Consider the following 25110-nt stretch of genomic DNA (forward strand, 5'->3'; position numbering starts at 1 on the left):
AAGCGCACGTAAGGTAAACCAATGAATATCGACTACCGCAAACCGCTGCCCGGCACCACCCTCGATTACTTCGACACGCGCGCCGCCGTCGACGCCATCGAGGCGGGCGCCTACGACAAGCTGCCGTACACCTCGCGCGTGCTGGCCGAAAACCTGGTGCGCCGCTGCGACCCGGCCACCTTGACCGCGTCGCTCAGGCAATTCATCGAACGCCGCCAGGACCTCGACTTCCCGTGGTTCCCGGCCCGCGTCGTCTGCCACGACATCCTCGGGCAGACCGCGCTGGTCGACCTGGCCGGTTTGCGCGACGCCATCGCGGCCCAGGGCGGCGATCCGGCAATGGTCAATCCTGTCGTGCCCACCCAGCTTGTAGTGGACCATTCGCTGGCGGTCGAGAGCGGCGGTTTCGATCCTGACGCGTTCGCAAAAAACCGCGTCATCGAAGACCGCCGCAACGAAGACCGTTTCCACTTCATCGAATGGACCAAGAAGGCGTTCAAGAACGTCGACGTGATCCCGCCCGGTAACGGCATCCTGCACCAGATCAACCTCGAGCGCATGTCGCCGGTGGTGCAGGTAAAAGACGGCGTCGCCTTCCCCGACACCCTGGTCGGCACCGACTCGCATACGCCGATGGTCGACGCCCTTGGCGTGATCGCCATCGGCGTCGGCGGACTCGAAGCCGAAAGCGTCATGTTAGGGCGCGCCTCCTGGATGCGGCTGCCCGACATCATCGGCGTCGAACTGACCGGCAAGCCGCAACCGGGCATCACCGCCACCGACACCGTGCTGGCGCTGACCGAATTTTTGCGCGCCGCCAAGGTCGTCTCGTCGTATCTCGAATTCTACGGCGAAGGCGCGGCCCACCTGACGCTGGGCGACCGCGCCACCATTTCGAACATGGCGCCCGAATACGGCTCGACCGCCGCCATGTTCTACATCGACGAGCAGACCATCAAGTACCTGAAGCTCACCGGCCGCGACGACGAACTGGTGCGCCTGGTCGAGCTGTACGCCAAACACACCGGGCTGTGGGCCGACTCGCTCAAGAACGCCCAGTACGAGCGCGTACTGACGTTCGACCTGGCGTCGGTGGTGCGCAACATCGCCGGTCCGTCGAATCCGCACAAGCGCGTGCCGACGTCGGAACTGGCGCAGCGCGGCATCAGCGGGATCGTCGACAATACACCCGGGATGATGCCCGACGGCGCCGTCATCATCGCCGCCATCACCAGCTGCACCAACACCAACAACCCGCGCAACATGATCGCTGCCGGTCTGCTGGCGCGCAACGCCAACGCGCGCGGCCTGTCGCGCAAACCCTGGGTAAAAACCTCGCTGGCGCCAGGCTCGAAAACGGTCGCCCTTTACCTCGAGGAAGCCAAGCTGCTGTCCGAACTGGAGACGCTCGGCTTCGGCGTCGTCGGCTTTGCCTGCACTACCTGCAACGGCATGAGTGGCGCCCTCGATCCGGTCATCCAGCAGGAAGTCGTCGAACGCGACCTGTACGCCACCGCCGTCCTGTCGGGCAACCGCAACTTCGACGGCCGCATCCACCCGTACGCGAAGCAGGCTTTCCTCGCCTCGCCGCCGCTGGTGGTGGCCTACGCGATTGCCGGTACCATCCGTTTCGACATCGAGAAGGACGTGCTGGGTTTCGATTCGGACGGCAAGCCGGTCAAATTGGCCGACATCTGGCCACTCGATGAAGAAATCGACGCCATCGTCGCCGCCAGCGTCAAACCGGAGCAGTTCCGCCAGGTCTATACGCCGATGTTCGCCATCCAGGCCGACAACGGCCAGAAGGTCAGCGCACTGTACGACTGGCGCGCGCCGAGCACCTACATCCGCCGCCCGCCATACTGGGAAGGCGCGCTGGCCGGCGCGCGCGCGCTAACAGGCATGCGACCGCTCGCAGTCCTGGGCGACAACATCACCACCGACCACCTGTCGCCGTCGAACGCGATCATGCTCGATAGCGCGGCGGGCGAATACCTGGCGAAAATGGGCCTGCCCGAAGTGGACTTCAACTCCTACGCAACCCACCGCGGCGACCATCTCACGGCGCAGCGCGCCACCTTTGCCAACCCGACGCTGAAGAACGAAATGGTGCGGCAGGACGGCAAGCGGGATGGCCAAGTCCTTTCCGGCTCGCTGGCCAGGATCGAGCCGGAAGGCACGGTCACCCGCATGTGGGAAGCGATCGAAACCTACATGCAGCGCAAGCAGCCCTTGATCATCATCGCCGGCGCCGACTACGGCCAGGGCTCGTCGCGCGACTGGGCCGCCAAGGGCGTGCGCCTGGCCGGCGTCGAAGCGATCGTCGCCGAAGGGTTCGAGCGGATTCACCGCACCAACCTGGTGGGCATGGGCGTGCTGCCGCTCGAGTTCAAGGTCGGCGTGAACCGCATCACGCTCGGCATCGACGGCACCGAAACGTTCGACGTCATCGGCGAGCGCATGCCGCGCGCCGACCTGACTTTGCTCATCAACCGCCGGAATGGCGACGTCGACGAAGTATTGGTGACGTGCCGCCTCGACACGGCCGAAGAAGTGTCGATCTACGAGGCCGGCGGCGTACTGCAGCGCTTCGCGCAAGACTTCCTCGAATCGTCAAAGGCGGCCTGACGGGCGAATTACGTCATCCTCGCGCACGCCGGAACGACGTATTAGCATTACCAAATTACAGAGGCTTTTATGGCACACCCACCCCAAATCAAGATCGCCGCCACCTACATGCGTGGTGGTACCAGCAAAGGCGTGTTCTTCCGGCTGCAGGACTTGCCGGCGAACGCGCAAGTGGCTGGCCCCGCGCGCGACGCGCTGCTGCTGCGCGTGATCGGCAGCCCCGACCCGTATGGCAAGCAGATCGACGGCATGGGCGGGGCGACGTCGAGTACCAGCAAGGCCGTCATCGTCGCTGCAAGCCGCCGTCCGGGTCATGACGTCGACTACCTGTTCGGCCAGGTGTCGATCGACAGCGGTTTCGTCGACTGGAGCGGCAACTGCGGCAACCTGTCGGCCGCCGTCGGCCCGTTTGCCATCAACAGCGGGATGGTCGACCCCGCGCGCATCCCGCACGACGGCGTGGTTACCGTGCGGATCTGGCAGGCCAACATCGGCAAGACCATCGTCGCCCATGTCCCGGTGACGAGCGGCGCGGTGCAGGAAACGGGCGACTTCGAGCTCGATGGCGTCACCTTTCCGGCCGCCGAAGTGCGCCTCGAGTTTCTCGATCCGGCGGCCGAAGAGGAGGGCGGCGGCGGCGCCATGTTCCCGACCGGCCAGTTGGTCGACCAACTCGACGTGCCGGGCGTCGGCAGCTTCAAGGCCACCATGATCAACGCCGGCATCCCGACTATTTTCGTCAACGCCGAAGACATCGGCTATCTCGGCACCGAGCTGCAGGACGCCATCAACGGCGCGCCCGCCGCGCTGGCCAGGTTGGAGGCGATCCGCGCCCACGGCGCCCTGCGCATGGGCCTGATCGCGCACATCGACGACGCCGCCAGGCGCCAGCACACACCCAAGCTCGCCTTTGTCGCCGCGCCGGCCAGCTACACCTCGTCGAGCGGCAAGCTGGTCGGCCAAAACGATATCGATCTGCTGGTGCGCGCCGTCTCGATGGGCAAGCTGCATCATGCCATGATGGGCACCGCGGCGGTGGCCATCGGTACCGCGGCTGCCATCCCCGGCACGCTGGTGAACCTGGCCGCTGGCGGCGGTGCGCGCACGGCGGTACGTTTCGGCCACCCGTCCGGCATTCTGCGGGTCGGCGCCGAAGCAAGCGAGCAGGACGGCCAATGGACGGTGGGCAAGGCCATCATGAGCCGCAGCGCGCGGGTGCTGATGGACGGCTGGGTGCGGGTGCCGGGCGAGGCGACATAGGGTCACATCATTTCAACATCGGAAATGTTTCATAGCCAATATTCACAACCGAAATAATGGGTATCAGAACTCGAAATTGGAACTCCTGTCAAGTGGCCCGTATAATCTGTCTATCGATTACAAACCTTCAGGAGCATCACATGACGTCTTTTACTTTGAATACACCGGCTCAATCCTCAAACGTATCGGCCCCAGCCGTTTCTCTGGTGGCACTGGTTGCCGCGTTCTTCACGCTGAACCTGCGTGAGACGCTCGATCCTTCGTACACCGGCGCCAACGAGGACGCAGCATACTACGCTTGCGGCCTGTAATTTTTTAGCACCCTCGGCGCGGCTGCGGTACCAAAGCCGCGCGCAACAAAAGAACGCACCTGCAAGCCGGATCAATGGCTCTCAGGTGCGTTTTGTTTTAGGTAAGCTGAAAAGATGGACGAAGTGACCGTAGGGCTGGAGCGGGGCGCCACTCGATCCGCAGTTGCTCTGAACGGCAAAGATGGCATTGCATCAATGCCGCCGCAGCGCCGGCGCTGCTGAAGGCCGCTGAAGCGCGCTAGCCTATCGTCGCAATCACCGGCGCATGGTCGGACGGCTGCTCCCATTTGCGCGGGTTACGGTCGATCGCGCATGCGGTGCAGCGCGCCGCCAGCGCCTGTGACAACAGGATATGGTCGATCCGCAGGCCGCGGTTGCGCCGAAACGCCAGTTGGCGGTAGTCCCACCAGCTGAACGTCTTGTCAGGCTGCTCGAACATGCGAAATGCATCCGTCAGGCCCAGCGCGGTGAGTTCGCCAAGCGCGGCACGCTCCTTGTCGGAGCAGTGCAGCTGGCCGGCCCACTCGGCCGGATCGTGGACGTCGCGGTCGTCCGGCGCGATGTTGTAATCGCCCAGGATCGCCAACTGCGGATAGCTGCGCATCTCGTCGGCCAGCCACTCGGCCAGCGCCGCCAGCCACGCCAGCTTGTAGGCGTATTTGTCGGAGTCGACCGCTTGCCCGTTCGGCACATACGCGCACAGGATGCGCACGCCATCGATGGTGGCGGCCAGGATACGCTGCTGCGGATCGTCGAAGCGTGGATTGTTTCTGACGACATCAAGGATCGGCAGCTTCGATAAAATCGCCACGCCGTTGTAGGTTTTTTGTCCGCTGAAGGCGACCTGGTAGCCGGCGGCATTGATCTCGGCCACGGGGAACTTGTCGTCCGTGAGTTTGGTTTCCTGCAGACAGAGCACGTCCACCGGATTTTCTGCCAGCCATTGAAGCAGGTGGGGCAGGCGGACCTTGAGCGAATTAACGTTCCATGTTGCTAGTTTCATATTATTACTTTGGAAAAGTGGCGGCTGGAACGCAGTATTGGGGATCGTTACGTAACGCGCAACAGGACGATTGCTTAAACCTGCGGCCGAATTAAAAAAATGGCAATCAAGCACTCGCGCTGGTAAGAGCAATTTCGCTACGCCATGCACGCCAAGGGCTAAAACATGTTGTCAAATTGACTCAGCGGGGCTATATGTGTAGCAAAGTGTAACAAAAGGAAGACAAAATAGAAAAACTAGCCTATTGTTACCGACAGGGAATGAAAAATTGCATTTGTATAACGGCTAGTCGTAGTATCATTACATCAACTGTTATCCTTGAAAATCGATAATAGTAACGAGCCCTCGAGACCGGTTTCGCTGCTTGAAATTGCGCCGACAGGTGGACTGTTTTAAAACGTTGCAGTTCAAAATGTTAAATGCGACTACAGCATTTGTAAAGGATAAAAATGCGCAATGCATTCGAGGCGTGGGCACAACGCGATGGCCACATTGTTCGCCGCCGTGAGGACAAGCCGGAGGAGTACCTGGTGTTTGAAACGCAGCGCCGCTGGGTAATCTGGCAGGCCGCACTGGCGCATGGCAAGACGGCGGCGGCGGCGCCAAAGTTGCCGGCAGCTAAGCCCGCGCACAAGGAAGTTGCCGCAAGCGCGCAAAAATCCCTGCAGGCGTTGCCCGATGAAACGGCGATGCGCAACCGCGTGCTCAATGAAGTGCTTGACGCCTTCAGCGACTTGGACGACGCCGCCGGTATCGAAGGCGCGCTCAAGGTCATCCAGAGCCTGAAGAAAAAGCAGAAGGCACTGGCGGAAGACAAAGCCGGCAGCTGATGCAGTACCGGCATTACAAGGGCGGCCTGTACGAGCTGGTCTGCATGGCCACGCTCGAAGCGGACCTGTCCGACATGGTGGTCTACCGCGCGGCCGACGGTTCGATCTGGACCCGGCCCAAACAAGCATTTTTCCAGCTCGTCGAGGTCGATGGCGAACTGGTACCGCGCTTCGCGCCGGTGGACTGATTGCCCCGCCTGGCGGCGCCTCCTTCCTCGTTCTTTTCCTTTATCCGCGGGATTTTCATGCAACTGACAAAGGCAGTATTGGGTGTGATTTTATCGGCCGCCGCCTGGTGCGTATCGGCTGAAACCATCGGTTCCGTCGATACCGCCTTTAAACTGATCGGCCCCGATCACAAGGTCGTCGTCGAAGTGTTCGACGATCCGAAAGTGGCGGGCGTCAGTTGCTACCTGTCGCGCGCGAAGACCGGCGGCATCAAGGGCGCCATTGGCGTGGCCGAAGACAAGGCCGAGTCCTCGGTCGCCTGCCGCCAGGTCGGCGCGCTGTCGTTTACCGGCCAGGTGCCGCGCCAGGAGGAGGTGTTTTCCGAGCGCGCCTCGATCTTCTTCAAGCACGTGCGGGTGGTGCGGATGGTCGACGCCAAGCGCAACGCGCTGGTCTACCTGGTGTATTCGGACCGCCTGATCGACGGCAGCCCGAAAAACAGCGTGACGGCGGTGCCGGTGCCGGCCAACCAGCCGATTCCGCTTAAATAACGGCTTACTCGCTTGGCTAATCAAAGGACCGAAACCATGTCCTCGACACTGCGCTTGAAAATCGCAGCCGCGGCGTCGCTGCTGGCCGTCATGGCGCTTCAGGGCTGCGCCACGCTGACCGGCTCGGACCAGCAGGAGGTGGCGGTGCACGCCATCCTCGATCACCGTGAAGTGAGCGGCGTCGGCTGCGTGCTGTCGAATCCGGCAGGGCGCTGGTTCGTGACGGCGCCCGGCCTGGTGACGATCCGGAAAAGTAAGGATCCACTTGCCATCGACTGCAAAAAAGACGGCGTCGGCGCCGCGCGCGAAGTCGTCGCCTCGCAGTTCGGCATCGGCAAGTTGATCGGCAACGCCGTTGTCAGCGCGGGGCTGGGCTATTTCGTCGACCGCCGTTCGGGCGCGGGATTCGATTATCCCGCGACCTTGACGGTGATGATGCGGCCTTTGTCGGCCGCGCCCACAGCGGCGACGGAACAGGGCGCCAGCACCCCGGTTTATTAAAAACAGGGGGTGGGCCGGGCTTGCGCCATCAGACCCGGTTGATCAGGAAAGTCGTCAACAGCGGTACCGGACGCCCGGTCGCACCCTTGGCGCTGCCTGACTTCCAGGCGGTGCCGGCGATGTCGAGGTGGGCCCAGGTGTACTTGCGGGTGAAGTTTTCGAGGAAGCAGGCAGCGGTGGCGCTGCCGCCGCCCGGCGTGCCGATGTTGCCCAGGTCGGCGAAGTTCGACTTGAGCTGCTCGTTGTACGCTTCTTCGACCGGCAGGCGCCATGCGGTGTCGCCGGCTTGCTTGCCGGCGATGAGCAGTTCCGCGGCCAGCGCGTCGTGGGCGGCGTCGGCGCGGGTAAACAGGCCGCTGTTGTGGTGGCCGAGCGCGACGATGCAGGCGCCGGTCAGGGTAGCGATGTCGATCACCGCGGCCGGCTTGAAGCGCTCGCAATAGGTCAGCGCGTCGCACAGCACCAGGCGGCCTTCAGCGTCAGTGTTGAGCACCTCGATCGTGAGGCCGTTCATCGACGTGACGATGTCGCCCGGCTTGGTGGCGCGGCCCGACGGCATGTTCTCGCAGGCGGCGATCACGCCGATCACATTAAGCTTCAGGTCCAACTCGCCGATCGCGCGGAAGGTGCCCAGCACCGAGGCGGCGCCGCACATGTCGTACTTCATCTCATCCATAGCCGCACCCGGCTTGAGCGAAATGCCGCCGGTGTCGAAGGTGATGCCCTTGCCGACCAGGACCACCGGCGCGTCTTTCGACTTGCCGCCGTTGTGCTTGAGGACGATGAACTTCGGCGGCTCCTCGCTGCCGTTGGTGACCGACAGGAAGCTACCCATCTTGAGCGCTTCGAGCTGCTTGCGGTCGAGGACCTCGACGTCGAAATCGTAGTCCTTGGCGAGCTTTTTGGCTGTGTTGGCCAGGTAAGTCGGGGTGCAGACGTTGGCCGACAGGTTGCCCAGCTCTTTTGTGAGGTCCATGCCGTTGGCAATCGCCTGGGCCTCGGCCAGCGCGGTCTTGATGTGGTTGTCGACGGCGGCCGCTGCCAGCGTGACCTTGCGCACGCCGGCCGGGACCGGATCTTTCTTGCTCTTTTGGGCGTCGGTGCGAAATTCGCTCTCGTGGGCGGCGCAGACGACGGCGCGCACGGCCCACGCCAGGTCGCGTTGTTTCACGTCTTGCATCGGTAATGCGATAATGGCGTCGGCAGCGCCCAATTGCGAGAATGCCTTGAAGGTCGCGGCGACCGCCGTGGCGAAGCTTTTTTCGCTGATTGCTTCGTCGGCGCCGAGGCCAACGAGCAGCACGCGCGCCGCCTGGGCGCCACTGGCGCCGCGCAGCAGCAAGGTGGAGCCTGGTTTTCCGGTGATGTCTCCGGACTTGAGCGCAGCCGTGATTTCACCACCTTGATCGAAGGCTTTGGCGGCCTGCGACAGTTTTTTGTTTTCAAATACCGCAACTGCGACACAGCCAGTTTTGGCTGACGCGATGGTGTTTTTTGTGTCGAATGCTTTTATGCTAAAGTCCATTTGATTCTCCGTTTCGTTTGTGACGCGCTCTGCCTAACCTGTGATTATAACTTTCGAATGATCTTCCAACGCGCCCTTCGACGGGAACTGGCCAGTTCTGCCGGCGCCACCTTCACGGTGCTGTTTTCAATCCTTGTCACCTGGACCCTGATTACCATCCTCGGCCGCGCCGCCGGCGGCAAAGTAGCCTCCGGCGACGTCGTCGCGTTGCTGGTCTTTGCAGTGCTGAATTATCTGCCAACTATCCTGATCCTCACCAGCTTTATTTCGGTGCTGATGGTCGTCACGCGCAGCTACCGCGATTCCGAAATGGTGGTCTGGTTCGCCTCCGGCCAGTCGCTGGTGCGCTGGGTCTATCCGGTGCTCACGTTCGGGCTGCCGCTGGTGCTGGTGACCGGCGCCCTGAGCCTGTTCGCCAACCCTTGGGCCAACATGAAAAGCACGGAGTTCAAACAGCGCTTCGAGAAGCGCGAAGACCTCAAGCGCGTCTCGCCTGGCCAGTTCATGGAGTCGGTCTCCTCCAACCGGGTGTTTTTCGTCGAAGGCAGCGCCGTCGGCTCGAACGTGGTGCAGAACGTCTTCGTCAACACCGTCGAAAAGAACGGCAATACGGTGGTGGTGGCGAAAGAGGGCGTGATCGAGGCCGATCCCAAGGGTGGCCAGTTCCTGGTGCTGAAAAACGGCCGGCGCTACCAGGGGGTGCCGGGCCAGGCCGATTTCCAGTCGATGGAGTTTGAACGCTACAGCATGCGGGTGACCACCCGGGTGCCGGTGCTGGGCGCCGACATGCCGGTCGCCTCGCTGTCGACGGCGGCGCTGCTGGCCGCGCCGAACCGCTATGCGCTGGCCGAGCTGCTATGGCGCATCGCGTCGCCCATCATGTGCCTGGTGCTGCTGCTGCTGGCCATTCCGCTCGGCTTCGTCAATCCGCGCGCCGGCAGTTCGGCCAACCTGATTTTGGCGATGCTGATCTTCATCACCTACAGTAACCTGGTCAAGCTGACCGAAGCGAGCGTCAAGCAGGGCAATGCCGGCTTCGGCGCCGCCTGGTGGCCGCTGCACCTGCTGGTGGCGCTAGGCGTGCTGGCGTTGTTCGCCTGGCGCCTGAACGTCAATCACCGCTACCATCCGCTGGTGCTGCTGAACGGATTGAAACGGCGCCGCGCGTCGCGTGAGGCGATTGCCTGATGAAAATTCTTCAACGTTATTTCGCCGTCAATATCGCGCAGGCGGTATTTTTCGTGCTGGTCGCGCTGCTGTCGCTGACCGCCTTCATGGACCTGACGGGCGAGCTAGGGGCGGTCGGCCAGGGCGGCTACATGATCCAGCACGCTTTCCTGTATGTGCTGATGCTGCTGCCGGGGCACGTCTATGAAGTGATGCCGATGGCGGCGCTGATCGGCACCATCTTCACGATGGCCCAATTTGCCGCCAGCTCCGAGTTCACCATCATGCGCGCCTCGAGCATGTCGACCCGGATGGCGGCGTGGATGGTCTTCAGGGTCGCCATCGTGTTCGTGCTGATCACCTTCGTGTTCGGCGAACTGATCACGCCGCGCACGGCGCCGCTGGCCGAACGGCTCAAACTGAGCGCGAAAGGCACGGCCGTGTCGCAGGAATTCCGCTCGGGGATGTGGACCAAGGATATCGTACGCAGCGATGGCGTACGCGGGCCGGTGACCGGCTCGCGTTTCTTCAACGTGCGCCAGTTCCGCGCCGATGGCCAACTGGTGGGCGTGAACCTGTACGAGTTCGACACCAACTTCCGCCTGCGCTCCTTGATCACCGCCGCCAGTGCCACCTTCGAGGGCAACAATACGTGGCGGCTGGCCGACGTCACCGAAACGCTGTTTTCGAACAGCCGCGTGCTGCCGCCCCCCGGCCAGCAAGTGCCGAAGGGAGAACGGGTGCAGAACACGTTCGGCCAGGAGACCAGCGCGGTGGCGACGCGCAAGCTGGCGAGCATGGACCTGATCTCCGAAATCACGCCGAAAATCCTGTCGGTGTCGTCCTCCGACCCGGACCGCATGTCGGCCAACGAGCTGGCGGTGTACACCCGCCACCTGGCCGAAAACAAGCAGGGGGCCGACCGCTTCAAGATCGCGTTCTGGAAGAAGCTGATCGACCCGCTGGCCATTTTCGTACTTATGGCGCTGGCGCTGCCGTTCGCCTATCTGCACTCGCGCAGCGGCGGCATCAGCCTCAAGATTTTCATTGGCATTATGATTGGAGTGAGCTTTATGTTGATCAATACGCTGTTCTCGCATCTCGGCCTGCTCTCGACCTGGCCGCCGTTCTTCACCGCAATCGCCCCCAGCCTGCTGTTCCTGGCGCTGGCGCTGGGCGCATTGTGGTGGGTGGAGCGGCACTGATGGGCACGCGCGCGCTGGTCCTTTTCGCGCACGGCGCCCGTGCAGCCTCGTGGGCAACGCCGTTCGAACGCTTGCGCGACCTCACGGCGGCGCGGTTGCCGCAAGTGCCGGTCTCACTGGCCTTTCTCGAACTGATGGAGCCGCGCCTGCCGGCCGAGGTGGCGCAGCTGGCGTCCGGCGGTGTCGACGACATTACCGTGGTGCCGGTTTTCCTGGGCCAGGGCGGCCATCTGCTGCGCGACCTGCCGTTACTGGTGGCGCAGCTGAAGATCGATCATCCGGGTGTTGCCATCAAGGTCGTCGGCGCGGTGGGCGAAGACCCGGCGGTATTGGATGCGATGACCGCGTACTGTGTAGCTTCGCTGACGTGATGCTCAGAGCCTGCGCGGCGCTGCCGGCGGCAGCAGCGACAGCAGGCCCTTCATCGCATACACGACGATCAGCGTGCCGGCCAGGTCGCCGACGAACATGACGACGAAGCCGTGCAGCAGGTCGCCGCTGTCGCCATGCACGGCGAACCAGACGTGATGCAGCAGCGGGCTGGCGACCGAATACAGCACAATGCACACAAGCAGCCGGGCAGGCGACAGGTTGGTGAGCGAAGCGCGCAAGCCGAACGCCTGCTGCGCGAGGCGGTTGGCGATCCAGGGCGCGGCCGCGGCCAGCACGCCGCCCATGAAGGAGCGCAGGTAATCGTCCGGGAAAAAATAGAAGAAGCACACCAGCCATGAAATGAGCAGCAAGCCGAGCGCGCCGGCGTTACCGAACAACAGCACGCACAGCAGGCGCATGCCGGCCGGCAGATAGATCCAGTTGATGCCGGGGACGAATTCGAGCCTGGTGAACAGCCATTCGTTTACCGCGATCGTGGTCACGAAAGCGAGCATGGTGGCGCCAACCATGGCGGCCTGAAAGCGCAAGTGCTTCATAAAGGCATCGCTTCATATAGGTTAGAATTACGTTAAATATCACACAGCTGGCGACCGGCCAATTTGAAATCAATGACAAAGTCACTTGTACGGCCTGCCGACATCTACCTGCGCTTCCTGCAACTTGCCGAAGCGCTCCGGGGCCTGCCCTCGTTGCCGGTACTCGATCCGCTTGAAGAGCGCATCCTTGCATTTGTTGCGGTCAATGCGCAAGCACGGGATCGGCTGTCGGTACGCGACATGATGGCGAAAGCCGAATTCGGCTCGCCGGCGACGGTCCACAGCCGCCTCAAGTCGATGCGCGAAAAAGGCTGGCTGATGCTGGCCGATACCGACGACACACGCCGCAAGCAGGTCGAACTGACACAGGCGGCGCTGCTGCATTTCGATAAGCTGTCGACCTGCCTGGTGAATGCCGCCAGGGGATAAGTATCCCGACGTACCGATTCAGGCGGTTTTAACTACCTTGGAGCCCGTCGCGCCATCTGCCGCCTGGTACTCGCGCAGCGCGAGGGCGTTGCCCAGCATCACCAGCACCGGGCCATGCGCCTCGCCCAAGCCGTGCGCCAGCGTGGCTAAGCTCAGGCGCAGGATGCGCTGGTCCGGCCGGCTGCAGTTTTCCACCACGATGACCGGCGTGTCGGCGCCGCGGCCCTGCTCGAGCAGGCGCTGCGCGGTAGTGACCGCTTCGCGCCCGCCCATGTACTGCACCAGCGTATCGGTGTCGGGCACCTGGACCTGGCCGGCATGCTCGGGCGCGGTGCTGGAAGTGAAGAATGCCACGCTGCGCGCCACGCCGCGGCGGGTCAGCGGCTGTTTGGCCGCCGCCGCCGCCGCCAGCGCGGTGGTGATGCCGGGCACTACCTCAACGTCGACGCCGGCTTGTTCCAACGCGCGCAGTTCTTCATCGGCACGGCCGAACAGCATCGGGTCGCCGCCCTTCAGGCGCACCACCACGGCGTACTTGTGCGCGCAGTCGAGCATCTGCTTGTTGATGAAGGCCTGCGCGGTCGACAGCCTGCCGCAGCGTTTTCCGACCGCGATCTTGACGGCCTGCGGGCACAGTTCGAGCATTTCGGCTGTCACCAGCGCGTCGTGCAGCACGACGTCGGCTTGCGCGAGCAGCCGCGCGCCGCGCAACGTGACCAGGTCCTGGGCGCCGGGACCGGCCCCTACCAGATAGACTTTTCCAAATACTGACATCATGAGCGCCCGTTACGTCTCCAGCCGGATCATCCCGGCGGCGACCGTCTGGTGCGTCACTTCATCGATCAAGATAAAAGCGCCGGTGGCACGGATGTCGTCGTAGGCATCGGCCGCCAGCGGCTGCTGCACCGTCAGCGCAATGCGGGCAATGTCGTTGAGCTTGAGTCCCTCGGCCGGGTGGCGCAGCTGGGTATTGATGTCGAGCAGCGTGTCGACCTTGGTCACCTTGGCGCCGGTTTGCCGGGTGCCGTGCTTGATCCAGTACTTGCGGCGCAGGTCGAGCGGTTCGTCCGCCATCCAGCAGACATCGGCGACGACGTTTTTCAGCAGGGTGGCCGGCTTATCGGCGCCGGCCAGCAGATCGCCGCGCGAAATGTCGAGGTGCTCGTCCAGCAGCAAGGTGACCGACTGGCCGGCCACGGCCGACGCGTGCGAACCTTCCAGCGTGACGATGTCCTTGACGGTGGCGCGCTGGCCGGACGGCTGCACCACCAGATGATCGCCGACGCTGACCTTGCCCGCTTCGATGCGGCCCATGTAGCCGCGGAAGTCGTTGGCCTGGTGGCCGTTGTGGCGCGCCACCAGCTGCACCGGAAAGCGGAACGGCGCGTGGTGCGACTGGTCGTACACCGACAGCGATTCGAGCAGTTCGATCAGGGTCGGACCCTGGTACCACGCCATGTTCGCGCTCGGCTCGACGACGTTGTCGCCCGACAGCGCCGACAGCGGGATCGGCGTGATGTCCTTCAAGCCCAGCGTGGCGGCGAACTCGCGGTACGCCTTGACGATGCGCTCGTACACCACCTGGTCGTAGCCGACCAGGTCCATCTTGTTGACGGCGACGACGATGTGTTGGATTTTCAGCAGGTGTGCAATGGTCGAGTGGCGCTTGGTCTGGATCAGCAGCTCAACGTCACCATCGCCGCCGTCTTCGCTCAGCTTGACCTTCGAGACGTCGACCAGGATGATCACTGCGTCAGCGGTCGAAGCGCCGGTCACCATGTTGCGGGTGTACTGCTCGTGGCCCGGGGTGTCGGCGATAATGAATTTGCGCTTGGGCGTGGCGAAGTAGCGGTAGGCGACGTCGATCGTGATGCCTTGCTCGCGTTCGGCCTCGAGGCCGTCGGTCAGCAGCGACAGGTCAACCGCGTCGCCGATGGTGCGCTTGTGCTTCGAGCGCGACATCGCGTCGAGCTGGTCGGCGAAGATGCCTTTGCTGTCGAACAGCAGGCGGCCGATCAGGGTGCTCTTGCCGTCGTCGACCGAACCGGCGGTGATGAAGCGCAGCAGGCTTGATGCGGCGTCGGGCTGCTCGCCAGCCGGGTTTTCGATCATTGGGTTCATCAGAAGTATCCTGCTTTCTTGCGTTTTTCCATCGACGCTTCGGACGTTTGGTCGTCCATCCGGGTAGCGCCGCGTTCGGTGATCTGGGTGATGGCCGTTTCGGCGATGATCGCTTCGACGGTCGATGCGTTCGACGCCACCGGGCAGGTGCACGAAATGTCGCCGACAGTGCGAAAGCGTACTACCTGGGTTTCGACGGTCTCGCCGTCGAACGCCGGCGTCAGGTCGGTCAGCGGCACCAGCAAGCCGTTGCGTGGAATGACCTGGCGCTCGTGGGCGAAGTAGATCGGCGGCAGTTCGAGTTTTTCGCGCTGGATGTAGAGCCAGACGTCAAGCTCGGTCCAGTTCGAGATCGGAAACACGCGCATGTTTTCGCCCGGGTGGACGCGCGTATTGTACAAGTCCCACAGTTCCGGGCGCTGGGCTTTCGGGTCCCATTGACCGAATTCGTCGCGGAACGAAAAGATGCGTTCCTTGGCGCGGGCCTTTTCTTCGTCGCGGCGGGCGCCGCCGATACAGGCGTCGAATTTGTGCTCGGCGATCGTCTCGAGTAACGTCACGGCCTGCGCTGAGTTGCGCGAGTCGGTGGCGGGATGACGCAGCCGTACGGTGCCGCGCCGGATCGACTCTTCGACCGAGCCGACGATCAGGCGCTCGCCGAGTTCGGCCGCGCGCTTGTCGCGGAAGGTCATCACTTCGGCGAAATTGTGGCCGGTGTCGATGTGCACCAGCGGGAACGGGAATTTACCCGGGCGGAAGGCTTTTTCGGCCAGGCGCAGCAGCACCACCGAATCTTTTCCACCCGAAAACAGCAGCGCGGGGTTGGCGCATTCGGCCGCCACTTCGCGCATGATGTGAATCGCCTCCGATTCGAGGGCGTCGAGGTGGCGCGCGTTCATGACGTCGCTCAGCTTGGTGTCAGCGGCGGGCAGGGTATCGCGCAGTGTGTCGCGCAGTGTATCGTTATCGTTGTTCATTGGTCGTGCCTTGTCGTGTGGCCAGGTGGTGACTTACGTAGCCACGGATTTAATGCGAATCAGTTTGCCGTCGACCATGTGCAGGCCGCATTCCTTGGAGTCGGGGTTTTCCCACCACCAGCGCCCGGCGCGCACGTCCTCGCCAGGCTGCACGGCGCGGGTGCATGGTGCGCAGCCGATCGACGGGAACCCCTGGTCGTGCAAGGCGTTGTACGGCACGTCGTTGGCGCGGATGTAGTTCCAGACGTCTTCCTCGGACCAGGCGGCCAGCGGATTGAACTTGGTCATGCCGTGGGCGGCGTCGATCTCCTCGACCGCCAGCTCGGCGCGGGTAGTCGATTGGGAGCGGCGCTGGCCGGTGACCCAGGCGCGGTTGCCGGCCAGGGCGCGCCCGAGCGGCTCGACCTTGCGGATGCCACAGCACGCAAGGCGCATCTCGACGCTGTCGTAGAACGCGTTCAGGCCGTTTTGAGCGACATACGCGTCGACCGCCTGGGCATTCGGCCGGTACAGCGCGATGGCGTAGCCGTAGCGCGCCTCGACGGCGTCGACCACGGCCAGCGTTTCCGGATGCAGGCGGCCGGTATCGAGCGAAAAAATCCCGATCGGCAGGCGGGCCTTCAAAATCAGGTCGGTCAGTACCATGTCTTCGGCGGCCAGGCTCGAAGCGAAGACAGCGGGCGAAAAATCGCGGGCGATGCGCGCAAGCGTCGCTTCGGTCGCGCCAATCAGAGAATCTATTTCATTCATGTGTGTTCCTCAGATGCCGTAGCCGACGTCGCTGCTCTCAACACGCACATCACGTTCGTGGCGGCGGAACAGGGGCAGGTCCTGATCGACCGAGGCTTGGTAGGTTTCGGTAAACACCGTCAAACCCTTGAGGGCGTCATGGATGTCGCGATCCGGGCGCGGCGCATACGCGTCGAAGCCGACCCGGTGCATCGAAAACAGCTGGTCGCGCAGGACGTCGCCGATGGCGCGCAGTTCGCCCCGGTAGCCGAGCCGCTTGCGCAAATTGTAGGCGATCGAGTAGCCGCGGCCGTCGGTAAATTTCGGGAAGTCGACGGCGATGACGGCAAATTTTTCCAGGTCGGCTTGCAGCGTCTCAGGCCGTTCGTCGGCGCCGATCCAGACGCCGATCTGGGCACGGGCGGCCAGCGACTCGCGCTGGGCCAGCCATGTCGCCAGCGGCACGATGATTTTGCCTTCGGGGACGATAGCCGTTTCCGCCGCTTCGTCTTCCTCGAGTCTGAGTACGCTCCAGTCGTCGGCGACGACTTCACGGCCTTTGATGACCTGGTGGTGGGTTTCAAGCATAGTGGTCTTCTCCAACCAGGTTGTTGGCCACGATCGGCGTGGCGTACACGTGTTCCTTGAACGGCGAAATACCCAAGCGCTGGGCGGTGTCGACGAAGCGCTCGTCCTCGAAGCGCTCGCGCACGTAGACCTGCAGCAGGCGGTCGATCACTTCCGGCATTTGCAGCGCCGAGAAACTTGGCCCGATGATCTTGCCGATGGCTGCCGCATTGCCCTGGGCGCCGCCGATCGAGACCTGGTACCACTCGCTGCCGTCCTTGTCGACCCCTAATATGCCGATCGAGCCGACGTGGTGGTGGCCGCAGGCGTTGATGCAGCCGGAAATATTGAGCTCGATGTCGCCGATGTCATGCTGGAAATCGAGGTTGTCGAAGCGCTCGGCAATCGCCGCGGCGATCGGCAGCGACTTGGCGTTGGCCAGCGAACAGAAGTCGCCGCCCGGGCAGCAAATCATGTCGGTCAACAGGCCGATGTTCGGCGTCGCCAGGCCATGCGCCTTGGCTTCCTGCCACAGCGCGAACAGCCGGCTTTGCGGCACGTCGGCCAGCACGATATTCTGCTCGTGGGTGACGCGCAGTTCGCCGAAGCTGTAGCGGTCGGCCAGGTCGGCCATGAAGTCCATCTGGGTGGCGGTGGCGTCGCCCGGCGGCACGCCGGTTTTTTTCAGCGACAGCACGACAGCGGCGTAACCCGGCTGTTTGTGGGCCATGAGGTTACGCCGCAGCCAGTTGGCGAAGGCCTTGTTGTCTTCGTTGCCGGCGGCCGGGTCGAGGTTCGGCAGCGTCTCGTACGCTGGCGGCGTGAAGTAGGCGCTCACGCGCGTCATCTCTTCCTGCGTCAGCGTCTCGGCATTGTCTTTCAGGTCGGCCCATTCGGCTTCGACCTGGCGCGTAAATTCTTCGACGCCGAGCGCCTTGAGCAAGATCTTGATGCGCGCCTTGTACTTGTTGTCGCGTCGGCCGTACTGGTTATAGACGCGCATCACCGCTTCCGTGTAGGTCAGCAGATGCTGCCACGGCAGGAAGTCGCGGATCACGCTGCCCAAAATCGGGGTGCGGCCCATGCCGCCGCCGGCCATGAACGTAAAGCCGACTTCGCCGGCCTCGTTGCGCACCACCGTCAGGCCGATGTCGTGCACGGCGATCGCGGCGCGGTCCTGTTCGGCACCGTTGACGGCGACCTTGAACTTGCGCGGCAGGGCGATGAATTCGGGGTGGAAGGTGCTCCACTGGCGCAGCAACTCACAAAACGGCCGCGGATCGATGATTTCATCGTGGGCAACGCCGGCGAACGGGTCGGACGTGGTGTTGCGGATGCAGTTGCCCGACGTCTGGATGGCGTGCATTTCGACCGACGCCAGTTCGGCCAGGATGTCGGGCGTCTGCTCGAGTTCGACCCAGTTGAACTGGATGTTCTGGCGCGTCGTGAAGTGGCCGTAGCCGCGGTCGTACTTGCGCGCGATATGGGCGAACATGCGCATCTGGCTTGAAGACAGCAAACCATACGGCACGGCGATGCGCAGCATGTAGGCGTGGCGCTGCATGTACAGGCCGTTCTGCAGACGCAGCGGCACGAATTCGGCTTCGCTCAGTTCGTCGCTCAGGCGGCGCTGCACCTGGTCGCGGTACTGGGCGATGCGTTCGCGCACGATGAGGTGATCATATTGGTCGTAACGATACATGGTTCGGTCCTAAAAGCGGGTGGTGCGGGGCGGGAGGCGTGACATTACCCCAAATTGGCCCCAATAGTAATAAACTCTCTCTATATTCCAAACTACCGAGAATTTATTTGCTTATATTCGTATGGAGCATAAGCATTCTTATAAAATGCGCTTGCACCATGCAGACAGCATAAACCGACTTCATAAAAGACATCGATGAACCTTCACCAATTGCGCTTCGTGCGCGAAGCCGTACGTCAGAACTATAACCTGACCGATGCCGCCAAGGCATTGTTTACGTCGCAGCCAGGCGTGTCGAAAGCCATCATCGAGCTGGAAGATGAGCTGGGCGTCGACATCTTCACCCGGCACGGCAAGCGCATCCGCGGCCTCACCGAGCCGGGCCGGCTGGTACTCGGCTCGGTCGAACTGATCATGCAGGAGATCGACAGCCTCAAGCGCATCGGCAAGGAATACGCGGCCCAGGACAGCGGCAGCTTCACCATCGCCACCACCCACACCCAGGCGCGTTACATCTTGCCGAAGGTGGTGCAGGCTTTCATGCTGAAATTTCCGAAAGTACGCTTGTCCCTCTTGCAAGGCAATCCGCGCCAGATTGCCGAGATGGTCAAAGGCGACCAGGCCGACCTGGCCATTGCCACCGAGTCGATCGCCGGCATCGATGGCTTGATCACCTTGCCGTGCTATCAATGGGAACACGCGGTGGTGGTGGCGCCCGACCATCCGCTGCTCAAATCGAAGGCGGTGTCGCTGGAAGAAATTGCTTCCTATCCGCTGATTACCTACGACACCGCGTTTGCCGGCCGCAACAAGATCGACCATGCTTTCGGCCTGCGCGGCCTCAAGCCCGACGTGCTGCTCGAAGCGATCGACGCCGACGTCATCAAGACTTATGTCGAACTTGGCATGGGCATTGGTATCATAGCGGGCATGGCGTTCGATCCGGAGCGCGACAAGAACCTGCGGGCAATCCCGGTCGGCCACCTGTTCGGCATGAACGTGTCGCGCGTGGCGGTCAAGCAGGGCGCCTACTTGCGCAGTTATATTTACACTTTCATCGAGCTGCTGGCGCCGGCCCTGAACCGCAAGATGGTCGAGTCGGCCATGAGCGGGGCGAAAGAAACCTACGAGCTGTAACGCACCTCAGCAATAACGTTTGAACAAGAAAATCATGATCACCGAACAATCTGCACAGTTTTACGCCAAGAGCGCCGCCAACCACGACCGGGTCTACGACAAGCCGGAGCGCCAGCACGACCTGGCCGAAATGCGTCGCCACGTCGCCGAGGCGCTGCGCGGCCACGTCGTGCTCGAACTGGCCTGCGGCACCGGCTACTGGACCGAGGTCATCGCCGCGAGCGCCGATTCGGTTGTCGCCACCGACATCAATGCCGAGATGATCGCGCTGGCCAGGCTGCGCGCGCTGCCGGCGGACAAGGTGCAGTTGCGCATCGCCGACGCGTGTAAGCTGCCCGACGATATCGGCAGCTACACGGCGATTTTCATCGGCGCGTGGTGGTCGCACGTCAAGCGCGAGCAGCAGGAGAAATTTCTTGCGCACTTGCGCGCCAGGGTCGGCGACGCGGTGCTGGTATTGCTCGACGATGCATACGTCGAGGGCAGCAGCGACACCGTCGCGCGTACGGACCTGGAAGGCAACACCTACCAAATCCGCGTCACCGCCGACGGCGAACGCTACGAAATCCCGAAAACCTATCCGTCCGACAGCGCGCTGCGCAAGAAGATGGCATCCATGGTGCGTGAAATCAAGATCGTGCGGCTCGAGTACTACTGGATGCTGACCTGCCGGCTCAAATAAACGGGAAAGAGAACCAAAAAGCCGGGGCCAGGCCGACCGGCCTGGCCCCGGCTTTTGCAGGGCAGTTACTTAAAACTACAGTTGCGCTTAAAAAGAGTGGCGCACGCCGACGGTCAGTGCGCGAGGGTCGGCGCCCGGCGCGGCCGTCGGTGGCGTGACGTTGGTGCCCGCAGCATTCAAGCCGAATACGCCCAGGTTGTTGTTGTCCATTGACGCGTACGAAGCGTATACGTTGGTGCGTTTCGACAAAGTGTAGCTGTAAGCGAGCGTAAAGGCATTGCCCTTGGCGCCGTTTTGCGTCTTGTTTTGCTGCAGGTTGACGAACGCCTTGCCCGGGCCGAATGCCATCGATGCGCCGAGGTTGGCTTGCTCGAACTTGTTGTTCGGACCGGTCTGGTCGCCAACCATGTAATTGCCGCGCAATTCCAGGTCGCCGACCTTGTAGCCGGCGCCGATGGCATATTCCTTGTCGTCGCCGGTCGCCAGGCGCGTCAGCTCATGGTAGCCGCCACCGATGTAGAACGGGCCGTTGGCATACTCGAGCGCAACGCCTTTCAGGTTGCCCGACGCGCCGCTCACTGCTTCGCCGGCGCTGTAGGCGGCGAGGCCGGTAAATCCGCTCACCGCGGCGCTCTTGTAGTTGACCGAGTTGCTGATGCGGCGTGTCAGGCGGTTGGCGTTGAACACGCTCAGGTTGCTGCCGTAGAAGCCCTGGCCGAGGATGTCGCTGGCGGCGCCTACCGCGGCGATCGGGGTGTACTCGCGCCCGACGGTGACGGTGCCGAACGCGCCTTGCAGGCCGACCACGGAACGGCGGCCGAACAGGGCGGTGTCGCCGGCGCCGGTGTCGATTGCGTAGCCGGCTTCGATATTGAACATCGCCTTCAAACCATTGCCGAGGTCTTCCGTGCCGCGAAAGCCGAAGCGGCTGCTCGACTGGTTGCCCGAGTTGATCCGTGTCACGCTTTTGGCGCCGGGCGCACCGGTGTCCTCGCGCGAGACGGCGGCATCGGCGACGCCGTAGATGGTGACGTTCGATTGGGCTGACGCGAGCAGAGGTACGGAAGCGAACATGGCCAGGGCGAGACGTTTGAATTGCATGGGGGGTTCTCCAAGAAATGCCACAAGATTGAGGCTGATCGACCAGAATCTTATCGAGCAAATATGTCGTCCCGATGACATGTTGGATTTATGACACAAAATTTACCTGCAGAATTTTTGCAACTTCGCTGTTTCAGGCCGCTCCTGGCGCGCCGGCACGCCTGGGCAGCGGCAGCACGATGTCGATGCGGGTGCCGGGCGGCTCGTCCGAGTTGATGGTAATGGCGCCACCCATCGCCCAGACCCGCTCGCGCATTCCCACCAGTCCCAGCGACTGGGCTTTTTCCAGGTCTCCGGCGGCGATGCCGCGGCCATTGTCGCGCACCGTCAGCAGCACTTCGCCATTGCTGCGGTAAAGCGTGATGGTGACGGTGCTGGCGCCGGCGTGGCGGGCGATGTTGGTCAGCGCTTCCTGCACGATGCGGAAAATCGCCGTGCTGGCGCTGTCGTCGAGCACCAGTTCACCCTCGTCCGCGTACAACAGGCAGGCGATGCTGTAGCGCTGGACGAAATCGTCGCGCAAGCCTTGCAATGCAAAGTACAGGCCGCCCTCGTCGAGCGAGCGCGGCCGCAGGTTGGTGGCGATCCGGCGCAGCGACTGGATGGCGGTAAGCAGGTTCTGCTCCATGCCCTGTATCAGGCGGGTACTGTCCTGGCCGGCCTTGTTTTGCTGCAGCAGCGCCAAATCCATCCGCAACGCCGCCAGCAGCTGGCCGAGGTCGTCATGCAGTTCGCGTGCGATGTGGGTGCGCTCCTCTTCGCGGATGGTTTGCAGCGCGGCCGACAATTGCCGCAGTTGCGCATGCGAGCGGGTCAGCTTTTCCTGGACCCGGTGGCGCCCGCTGACGTCGCGCAGGATGATGGTGTGGATCGGGGCGCCGTTGTCCTGCATGGTCGACACCGAGCCTTCCAGTGGAAACGCTTCACCGTCGGCGCGGATGCCGCTGACGGCGTAGTCGGTGGCGCGCCGGCCGACTCGGCCGGTGTCGCCGAAAAACGCAGCGGCGCCGTCGCCGGTGATCGGCTCGGGGGTGAGGAAGCGGCGCAGCGCGCTTCCTTGCATGTCGTCGACGTTGGTGCCGAACATCGCCGCCGCCGATGGATTGGCCATGACGATGATGTTGTCGTCGTTGGCGGAAATGATGGCTTCGCTGGCGTGCTGGATAATGACGTCGGCGTGCTCATGCAGGGCGCGCGCGCGCGCCGGCCAGCGCGCCAGCGCGTAGCCGCCGGCCAGGCCCAAGGCCAGGCCCAGCGGACCCGGGAGCAGCAACAGCGACCTGGTCATTCGATTCATTGCGCCCCCTCCGTGATCGGCGCGCCGATGCACACCCGGCGACTACCTTAAGGCGCGCATTGGCAACAAGGCTTGCGGCGGCGCAAACAGCGGCCAGCGAAGAGAAAATCGCCGTCGCCGCTCTCACATCTGCTTGAACAGGTGCAAGAAACTGCGGCTCACTTCGAGCTTGTCCGGTTTGCCTTTGATGAGCACCAGGTGGCGGCCGCGGATGTCGCGGGTGACGCCTTCGATGGCATTGACGTTGACCAGGGTGGCGCGGTGAATCTGCCAGAACAGCGCCGGGTCCAGTTCTTCGGCCAGGTCGCGTACCGGTTTGCGGATCAGCGCCTCGAAGCGCTCGGTCTGCACGCAGGTGTATTTTTCGTCGGAACGAAAAAACAGGATGTCCTCGACCGGGATCATGCGCAAATCCTGGCCAATGCTGGCCTGGATCCACTGCAGGTAGGCCGCTTTGGGCGCGGCCATTTTCTGTGCCAGCTGCGACAGCATCTGGGTGACGCTGTCGTTGACGTTCACCGCATTGGCCTCCTTCGGCTTGGCCAGCCGCTCCTTCAGGCGCGCCACCGTCACCTGCAGCCGCTCCGGCTCGGGCGGCTTGAGCACATAATCGACCGCGCCGCGCTCGAACGCCTCGACGGCATACTGATCGTAGGCCGTCACGAACACGATATTGCTTTGCCCGCCGATCTGGCGCGCCGCTTCCATGCCGGTGGTGCCGGGCATGCGGATGTCGAGGAAGGTCAGGTCGGGATGCAGCTGGGCCACCAGCGCGACCGCCTCTTCGCCGTTCTTGGCCTCGCCGACGATCTCCAGTTCCGGCCACGCCTCGAAAAGGCGCATGCGAAGCTGGTCGCGCATCAGTCTTTCGTCGTCGGCAATAATTGCTGTTGGCATAGTCAAGTCGGCTGGAAGATATAAAGGTGCCAATTATTCAACGAATCGGCGGTTTAATCAAGCGCCTGGCCTGCTTCGACAACTGCTATGTTGACAGCTGATATGGCACTTCGATAGTGGCAATGACGCCGCTGGGCGAATTGGCGGCGATCTGCAGCTGGCCTTTGTCGCCGTGCAGCAGTTTGAGGCGCTCGCGGATGGTCGGTAGGCCCAGGCCCGTACCGTCGCTCGGCACCACGCCGAAGCCGGCGCCGTCGTCGGCGACGATGACGCGCAGCTTGTTGCCGGCCACTTCGGCAACGATCTTCAGGGTCCCGCCCTCCGGCTTGCATTCGAGGCCATGCTTGATGGCGTTTTCGACCATCGACTGCAGCATCATCGGCGGGAAGGCGGCCGAGCGCAGCTGTTCCGGCACCTGCAGCTCGACCGTCAGCCGCTCTTCCATGCGCATCTTGAGCAGGTTCAGGTAAGCCTTGACCATGTCGACTTCGCGCCCGAGGTTGGTGACGACGACGTTGTCGCGCATCTGCGGCAGCACCGCGCGCAGGTATTGGATCAGGCTGCTCTGCATGGCGGAGGCGCGCGGCGGGTCGACCTGGATCAGGTACTCGACCGAAGCGAGCGTGTTGAACAAAAAGTGCGGCTCGACCTGGGCCTGCATCATCTGCATCTTCGCTTCCGACAACTGGCGCTGCATCGATTCGCGCTCGACCGCGGCGTTGGCGGTCTGGGTCTGGGCTTCGGCCCGCTTCTTGCCGCCGACCAGGGCCTTGGTGGCGAACAAGCCCAGCACCAGCAAGGTGACGAAGCTCTTGAACCAGGTCGACGCCTGCTTGTGATAGCGCGTCACTTTCGCTTCGGCCGCCTCGTTCACCGCCATTTCGATCGCGTTCGACAGTTCTTCGCCGATCTGCGGCGGCAGGGCGATGTGGACTTCGTTGGGGTTGTCGGCGCCCGGCTCCGGCGGCTTCGGTGGGGCCGGCACGGCTGTACCGCTGGACTCGGCCGGTTCGGCCGGCTCGGCGACGACGGCGGCGCCGCGCCTGGGTTTGGGGCGGGGATTGAAACGAATGCCGCTGTCGTCGATCAGGATGTTGCTTTCTTCCTTCTTGTTCGGCTTCTTGTCGGAGCGTTCGACGATTTCCTCGCCGCCCCCAGAAAACAGCTCATCCTGCAAAATCTTGCCGGCGATCAGGGCCAGTGCCGCGAACAGGAAAAACTTCCACCACGACAGCTGGCTGACCCAGGTGGCCGTGGCGTCGAAAATACGGTGCAGCCAGCCGAGGACGATGGCGATCGATTGCGGAGAGGTGCGCCGTGCTTGCATGGGTAGTCCGTATGAGTCAAAAATCAATGCAATCGGCGAGTGTACCCGCTGGCACCGCCCGGTGCG

The 25110-nt window shown here is 63.0% G+C and carries 26 protein-coding genes; 13 read left to right on the forward strand and 13 right to left on the reverse strand.

Translation table 11 applies throughout. The annotated features are described in order from the left end of the window. The first annotated feature begins 21 nt into the window (after nucleotides 1-21). The 3 genes from acnD to CR103_RS22430 all read left to right on the forward strand — a co-directional run bounded on the left by acnD (nucleotide 22) and on the right by CR103_RS22430 (nucleotide 4199). Nucleotides 22-2628 (forward strand): Fe/S-dependent 2-methylisocitrate dehydratase AcnD, encoded by a 2607-nt coding sequence (gene acnD, locus CR103_RS03845; RefSeq protein WP_099914670.1) that lies wholly within the window; start codon nucleotides 22-24, stop codon nucleotides 2626-2628. 69 nt (nucleotides 2629-2697) lie between these two features. After that, entirely contained in the window at nucleotides 2698-3888 is a 1191-nt protein-coding gene (gene prpF / locus CR103_RS03850; RefSeq protein WP_099914671.1) for a 2-methylaconitate cis-trans isomerase PrpF, read from the forward strand. Nucleotides 3889-4028: 140 nt separating this feature from the next. Then, nucleotides 4029-4199: a hypothetical protein gene (locus CR103_RS22430; RefSeq protein WP_180279260.1), complete on the forward strand. Its 171-nt coding sequence runs from the start codon at nucleotides 4029-4031 to the stop codon at nucleotides 4197-4199. Between the two features lie 238 nt (nucleotides 4200-4437). On the opposite strand, the gene xth is transcribed toward CR103_RS22430, so the two are convergent. Further along, a complete protein-coding gene (xth, locus tag CR103_RS03855; RefSeq protein WP_099914672.1) occupies nucleotides 4438-5202 on the reverse strand; it encodes an exodeoxyribonuclease III in 765 nt (254 codons plus the stop codon). Nucleotides 5203-5651: 449 nt separating this feature from the next. On the opposite strand from xth, the gene CR103_RS03860 reads away from it, so the two are divergent. The 4 genes from CR103_RS03860 to CR103_RS03875 are packed head-to-tail and all read left to right on the forward strand — an operon-like array spanning nucleotide 5652 to nucleotide 7252. Continuing rightward, nucleotides 5652-6032 (forward strand): phiTE_015 family protein, encoded by a 381-nt coding sequence (locus tag CR103_RS03860; RefSeq protein ID WP_099914673.1) that lies wholly within the window; start codon nucleotides 5652-5654, stop codon nucleotides 6030-6032. Then, complete coding sequence (locus CR103_RS03865; RefSeq protein WP_099914674.1) at nucleotides 6032-6220, forward strand: DUF1653 domain-containing protein; 189 nt, start codon at nucleotides 6032-6034, stop codon at nucleotides 6218-6220. Before CR103_RS03860 ends, CR103_RS03865 begins: the two co-directional genes overlap by 1 nt. A 57-nt stretch (nucleotides 6221-6277) precedes the next feature. Beyond that, nucleotides 6278-6751 (forward strand): CreA family protein, encoded by a 474-nt coding sequence (locus tag CR103_RS03870; protein ID WP_099914675.1) that lies wholly within the window; start codon nucleotides 6278-6280, stop codon nucleotides 6749-6751. A gap of 36 nt (nucleotides 6752-6787) precedes the next feature. Further along, complete coding sequence (locus CR103_RS03875) at nucleotides 6788-7252, forward strand: hypothetical protein (protein ID WP_099914676.1); 465 nt, start codon at nucleotides 6788-6790, stop codon at nucleotides 7250-7252. 28 nt (nucleotides 7253-7280) lie between these two features. Here the strand turns inward: CR103_RS03875 and CR103_RS03880 are convergent, their stop codons facing one another. Then, complete coding sequence (locus CR103_RS03880) at nucleotides 7281-8777, reverse strand: leucyl aminopeptidase (RefSeq protein WP_099914677.1); 1497 nt, start codon at nucleotides 8775-8777, stop codon at nucleotides 7281-7283. A gap of 57 nt (nucleotides 8778-8834) precedes the next feature. Here CR103_RS03880 and lptF point away from each other — a divergent pair, with 57 nt between their 5' ends. From lptF to CR103_RS03895, 3 genes are read left to right on the forward strand one after another with little or no spacing between them, the layout of a single operon-like run. Next, complete coding sequence (gene lptF, locus CR103_RS03885; RefSeq protein ID WP_099914678.1) at nucleotides 8835-9965, forward strand: LPS export ABC transporter permease LptF; 1131 nt, start codon at nucleotides 8835-8837, stop codon at nucleotides 9963-9965. Next, nucleotides 9965-11149 carry an LPS export ABC transporter permease LptG gene (lptG, locus tag CR103_RS03890; protein WP_099914679.1) on the forward strand — a complete coding sequence of 395 codons (1185 nt, stop codon included), beginning with the start codon at nucleotides 9965-9967 and terminating at the stop codon, nucleotides 11147-11149. The genes lptF and lptG overlap by 1 nt, the downstream gene beginning before the upstream one ends. After that, nucleotides 11149-11520: a sirohydrochlorin chelatase gene (locus tag CR103_RS03895; protein WP_099914680.1), complete on the forward strand. Its 372-nt coding sequence runs from the start codon at nucleotides 11149-11151 to the stop codon at nucleotides 11518-11520. Before lptG ends, CR103_RS03895 begins: the two co-directional genes overlap by 1 nt. Before the next feature lie 3 nt (nucleotides 11521-11523). On the opposite strand, the gene CR103_RS03900 is transcribed toward CR103_RS03895, so the two are convergent. After that, nucleotides 11524-12078, reverse strand: coding sequence for a hypothetical protein (locus CR103_RS03900; RefSeq protein WP_099914681.1), 555 nt, complete (start codon nucleotides 12076-12078; stop codon nucleotides 11524-11526). Nucleotides 12079-12150: 72 nt separating this feature from the next. On the opposite strand from CR103_RS03900, the gene CR103_RS03905 reads away from it, so the two are divergent. Then, entirely contained in the window at nucleotides 12151-12507 is a 357-nt protein-coding gene (locus CR103_RS03905) for a MarR family transcriptional regulator (protein WP_099914682.1), read from the forward strand. A gap of 18 nt (nucleotides 12508-12525) precedes the next feature. Here CR103_RS03905 and cobA read toward each other — a convergent pair whose 3' ends face one another. The 6 genes from cobA to CR103_RS03935 all read right to left on the reverse strand — a co-directional run bounded on the left by cobA (nucleotide 12526) and on the right by CR103_RS03935 (nucleotide 18603). Next, the gene (gene cobA, locus CR103_RS03910; protein ID WP_099914733.1) at nucleotides 12526-13281 is read right to left on the reverse strand and encodes a uroporphyrinogen-III C-methyltransferase; all 756 of its coding nucleotides are present in this window, start codon (nucleotides 13279-13281) and stop codon (nucleotides 12526-12528) included. A 12-nt stretch (nucleotides 13282-13293) separates the two neighbouring features. Then, complete coding sequence (locus CR103_RS03915) at nucleotides 13294-14628, reverse strand: sulfate adenylyltransferase subunit 1 (RefSeq protein ID WP_099914683.1); 1335 nt, start codon at nucleotides 14626-14628, stop codon at nucleotides 13294-13296. Continuing rightward, nucleotides 14628-15539, reverse strand: coding sequence for a sulfate adenylyltransferase subunit CysD (gene cysD / locus CR103_RS23200; protein ID WP_099914734.1), 912 nt, complete (start codon nucleotides 15537-15539; stop codon nucleotides 14628-14630). The genes CR103_RS03915 and cysD overlap by 1 nt, the downstream gene beginning before the upstream one ends. A gap of 99 nt (nucleotides 15540-15638) precedes the next feature. Then, nucleotides 15639-16355, reverse strand: coding sequence for a phosphoadenylyl-sulfate reductase (locus CR103_RS23205; protein ID WP_099914684.1), 717 nt, complete (start codon nucleotides 16353-16355; stop codon nucleotides 15639-15641). 9 nt (nucleotides 16356-16364) lie between these two features. Beyond that, nucleotides 16365-16922 (reverse strand): DUF934 domain-containing protein, encoded by a 558-nt coding sequence (locus CR103_RS03930; protein ID WP_099914685.1) that lies wholly within the window; start codon nucleotides 16920-16922, stop codon nucleotides 16365-16367. Continuing rightward, nucleotides 16915-18603, reverse strand: a complete 1689-nt coding sequence (locus CR103_RS03935; RefSeq protein WP_099914686.1) for a nitrite/sulfite reductase — start codon at nucleotides 18601-18603, stop codon at nucleotides 16915-16917. Before CR103_RS03935 ends, CR103_RS03930 begins: the two co-directional genes overlap by 8 nt. A gap of 195 nt (nucleotides 18604-18798) precedes the next feature. On the opposite strand from CR103_RS03935, the gene CR103_RS03940 reads away from it, so the two are divergent. Together CR103_RS03940 and CR103_RS03945 are read left to right on the forward strand one after the other, a co-directional pair. Then, complete coding sequence (locus CR103_RS03940) at nucleotides 18799-19740, forward strand: CysB family HTH-type transcriptional regulator (protein WP_099914687.1); 942 nt, start codon at nucleotides 18799-18801, stop codon at nucleotides 19738-19740. A 34-nt stretch (nucleotides 19741-19774) separates the two neighbouring features. Beyond that, complete coding sequence (locus tag CR103_RS03945; protein WP_099914735.1) at nucleotides 19775-20422, forward strand: class I SAM-dependent methyltransferase; 648 nt, start codon at nucleotides 19775-19777, stop codon at nucleotides 20420-20422. A gap of 87 nt (nucleotides 20423-20509) precedes the next feature. Here CR103_RS03945 and CR103_RS03950 read toward each other — a convergent pair whose 3' ends face one another. The 4 genes from CR103_RS03950 to CR103_RS03965 form a co-directional block, all read right to left on the reverse strand. Next, nucleotides 20510-21523: a porin gene (locus CR103_RS03950; protein WP_099914688.1), complete on the reverse strand. Its 1014-nt coding sequence runs from the start codon at nucleotides 21521-21523 to the stop codon at nucleotides 20510-20512. A 133-nt stretch (nucleotides 21524-21656) separates the two neighbouring features. Next, entirely contained in the window at nucleotides 21657-22820 is a 1164-nt protein-coding gene (locus CR103_RS03955; protein WP_099914689.1) for a PAS domain-containing sensor histidine kinase, read from the reverse strand. 123 nt (nucleotides 22821-22943) lie between these two features. Beyond that, nucleotides 22944-23717 carry a LytR/AlgR family response regulator transcription factor gene (locus tag CR103_RS03960; protein WP_099914690.1) on the reverse strand — a complete coding sequence of 258 codons (774 nt, stop codon included), beginning with the start codon at nucleotides 23715-23717 and terminating at the stop codon, nucleotides 22944-22946. 85 nt (nucleotides 23718-23802) lie between these two features. Further along, nucleotides 23803-25044, reverse strand: a complete 1242-nt coding sequence (locus CR103_RS03965) for a sensor histidine kinase (RefSeq protein ID WP_099914691.1) — start codon at nucleotides 25042-25044, stop codon at nucleotides 23803-23805. Nucleotides 25045-25110: the final 66 nt, after the last annotated feature.

Origin of the sequence: Massilia psychrophila (assembly GCF_002760665.1) — a bacterium.
GTDB lineage: Bacteria > Pseudomonadota > Gammaproteobacteria > Burkholderiales > Burkholderiaceae_D > JAFCUW01.

Coding starts and splice junctions, on each gene's coding strand:
- CR103_RS03895 (WP_099914680.1), top strand. CDS start 11,149: ATGGGCACGCGCGCGCTGGTCCTTTTCGCGCACGGCGCCCGTGCAGCC.
- xth (WP_099914672.1), bottom strand. CDS start 5,202: ATGAAACTAGCAACATGGAACGTTAATTCGCTCAAGGTCCGCCTGCCC.
- CR103_RS23205 (WP_099914684.1), bottom strand. CDS start 16,355: ATGAATGAAATAGATTCTCTGATTGGCGCGACCGAAGCGACGCTTGCG.
- lptG (WP_099914679.1), top strand. CDS start 9,965: ATGAAAATTCTTCAACGTTATTTCGCCGTCAATATCGCGCAGGCGGTA.
- CR103_RS03945 (WP_099914735.1), top strand. CDS start 19,775: ATGATCACCGAACAATCTGCACAGTTTTACGCCAAGAGCGCCGCCAAC.
- CR103_RS03915 (WP_099914683.1), bottom strand. CDS start 14,628: ATGAACCCAATGATCGAAAACCCGGCTGGCGAGCAGCCCGACGCCGCA.
- CR103_RS03875 (WP_099914676.1), top strand. CDS start 6,788: ATGTCCTCGACACTGCGCTTGAAAATCGCAGCCGCGGCGTCGCTGCTG.
- CR103_RS22430 (WP_180279260.1), top strand. CDS start 4,029: ATGACGTCTTTTACTTTGAATACACCGGCTCAATCCTCAAACGTATCG.
- CR103_RS03930 (WP_099914685.1), bottom strand. CDS start 16,922: ATGCTTGAAACCCACCACCAGGTCATCAAAGGCCGTGAAGTCGTCGCC.
- CR103_RS03865 (WP_099914674.1), top strand. CDS start 6,032: ATGCAGTACCGGCATTACAAGGGCGGCCTGTACGAGCTGGTCTGCATG.
- CR103_RS03880 (WP_099914677.1), bottom strand. CDS start 8,777: ATGGACTTTAGCATAAAAGCATTCGACACAAAAAACACCATCGCGTCA.
- lptF (WP_099914678.1), top strand. CDS start 8,835: ATGATCTTCCAACGCGCCCTTCGACGGGAACTGGCCAGTTCTGCCGGC.
- cobA (WP_099914733.1), bottom strand. CDS start 13,281: ATGTCAGTATTTGGAAAAGTCTATCTGGTAGGGGCCGGTCCCGGCGCC.
- CR103_RS03905 (WP_099914682.1), top strand. CDS start 12,151: ATGACAAAGTCACTTGTACGGCCTGCCGACATCTACCTGCGCTTCCTG.
- CR103_RS03960 (WP_099914690.1), bottom strand. CDS start 23,717: ATGCCAACAGCAATTATTGCCGACGACGAAAGACTGATGCGCGACCAG.
- CR103_RS03965 (WP_099914691.1), bottom strand. CDS start 25,044: ATGCAAGCACGGCGCACCTCTCCGCAATCGATCGCCATCGTCCTCGGC.
- CR103_RS03955 (WP_099914689.1), bottom strand. CDS start 22,820: ATGAATCGAATGACCAGGTCGCTGTTGCTGCTCCCGGGTCCGCTGGGC.
- prpF (WP_099914671.1), top strand. CDS start 2,698: ATGGCACACCCACCCCAAATCAAGATCGCCGCCACCTACATGCGTGGT.
- CR103_RS03870 (WP_099914675.1), top strand. CDS start 6,278: ATGCAACTGACAAAGGCAGTATTGGGTGTGATTTTATCGGCCGCCGCC.
- CR103_RS03950 (WP_099914688.1), bottom strand. CDS start 21,523: ATGCAATTCAAACGTCTCGCCCTGGCCATGTTCGCTTCCGTACCTCTG.
- CR103_RS03940 (WP_099914687.1), top strand. CDS start 18,799: ATGAACCTTCACCAATTGCGCTTCGTGCGCGAAGCCGTACGTCAGAAC.
- CR103_RS03935 (WP_099914686.1), bottom strand. CDS start 18,603: ATGTATCGTTACGACCAATATGATCACCTCATCGTGCGCGAACGCATC.
- acnD (WP_099914670.1), top strand. CDS start 22: ATGAATATCGACTACCGCAAACCGCTGCCCGGCACCACCCTCGATTAC.
- CR103_RS03900 (WP_099914681.1), bottom strand. CDS start 12,078: ATGAAGCACTTGCGCTTTCAGGCCGCCATGGTTGGCGCCACCATGCTC.
- CR103_RS03860 (WP_099914673.1), top strand. CDS start 5,652: ATGCGCAATGCATTCGAGGCGTGGGCACAACGCGATGGCCACATTGTT.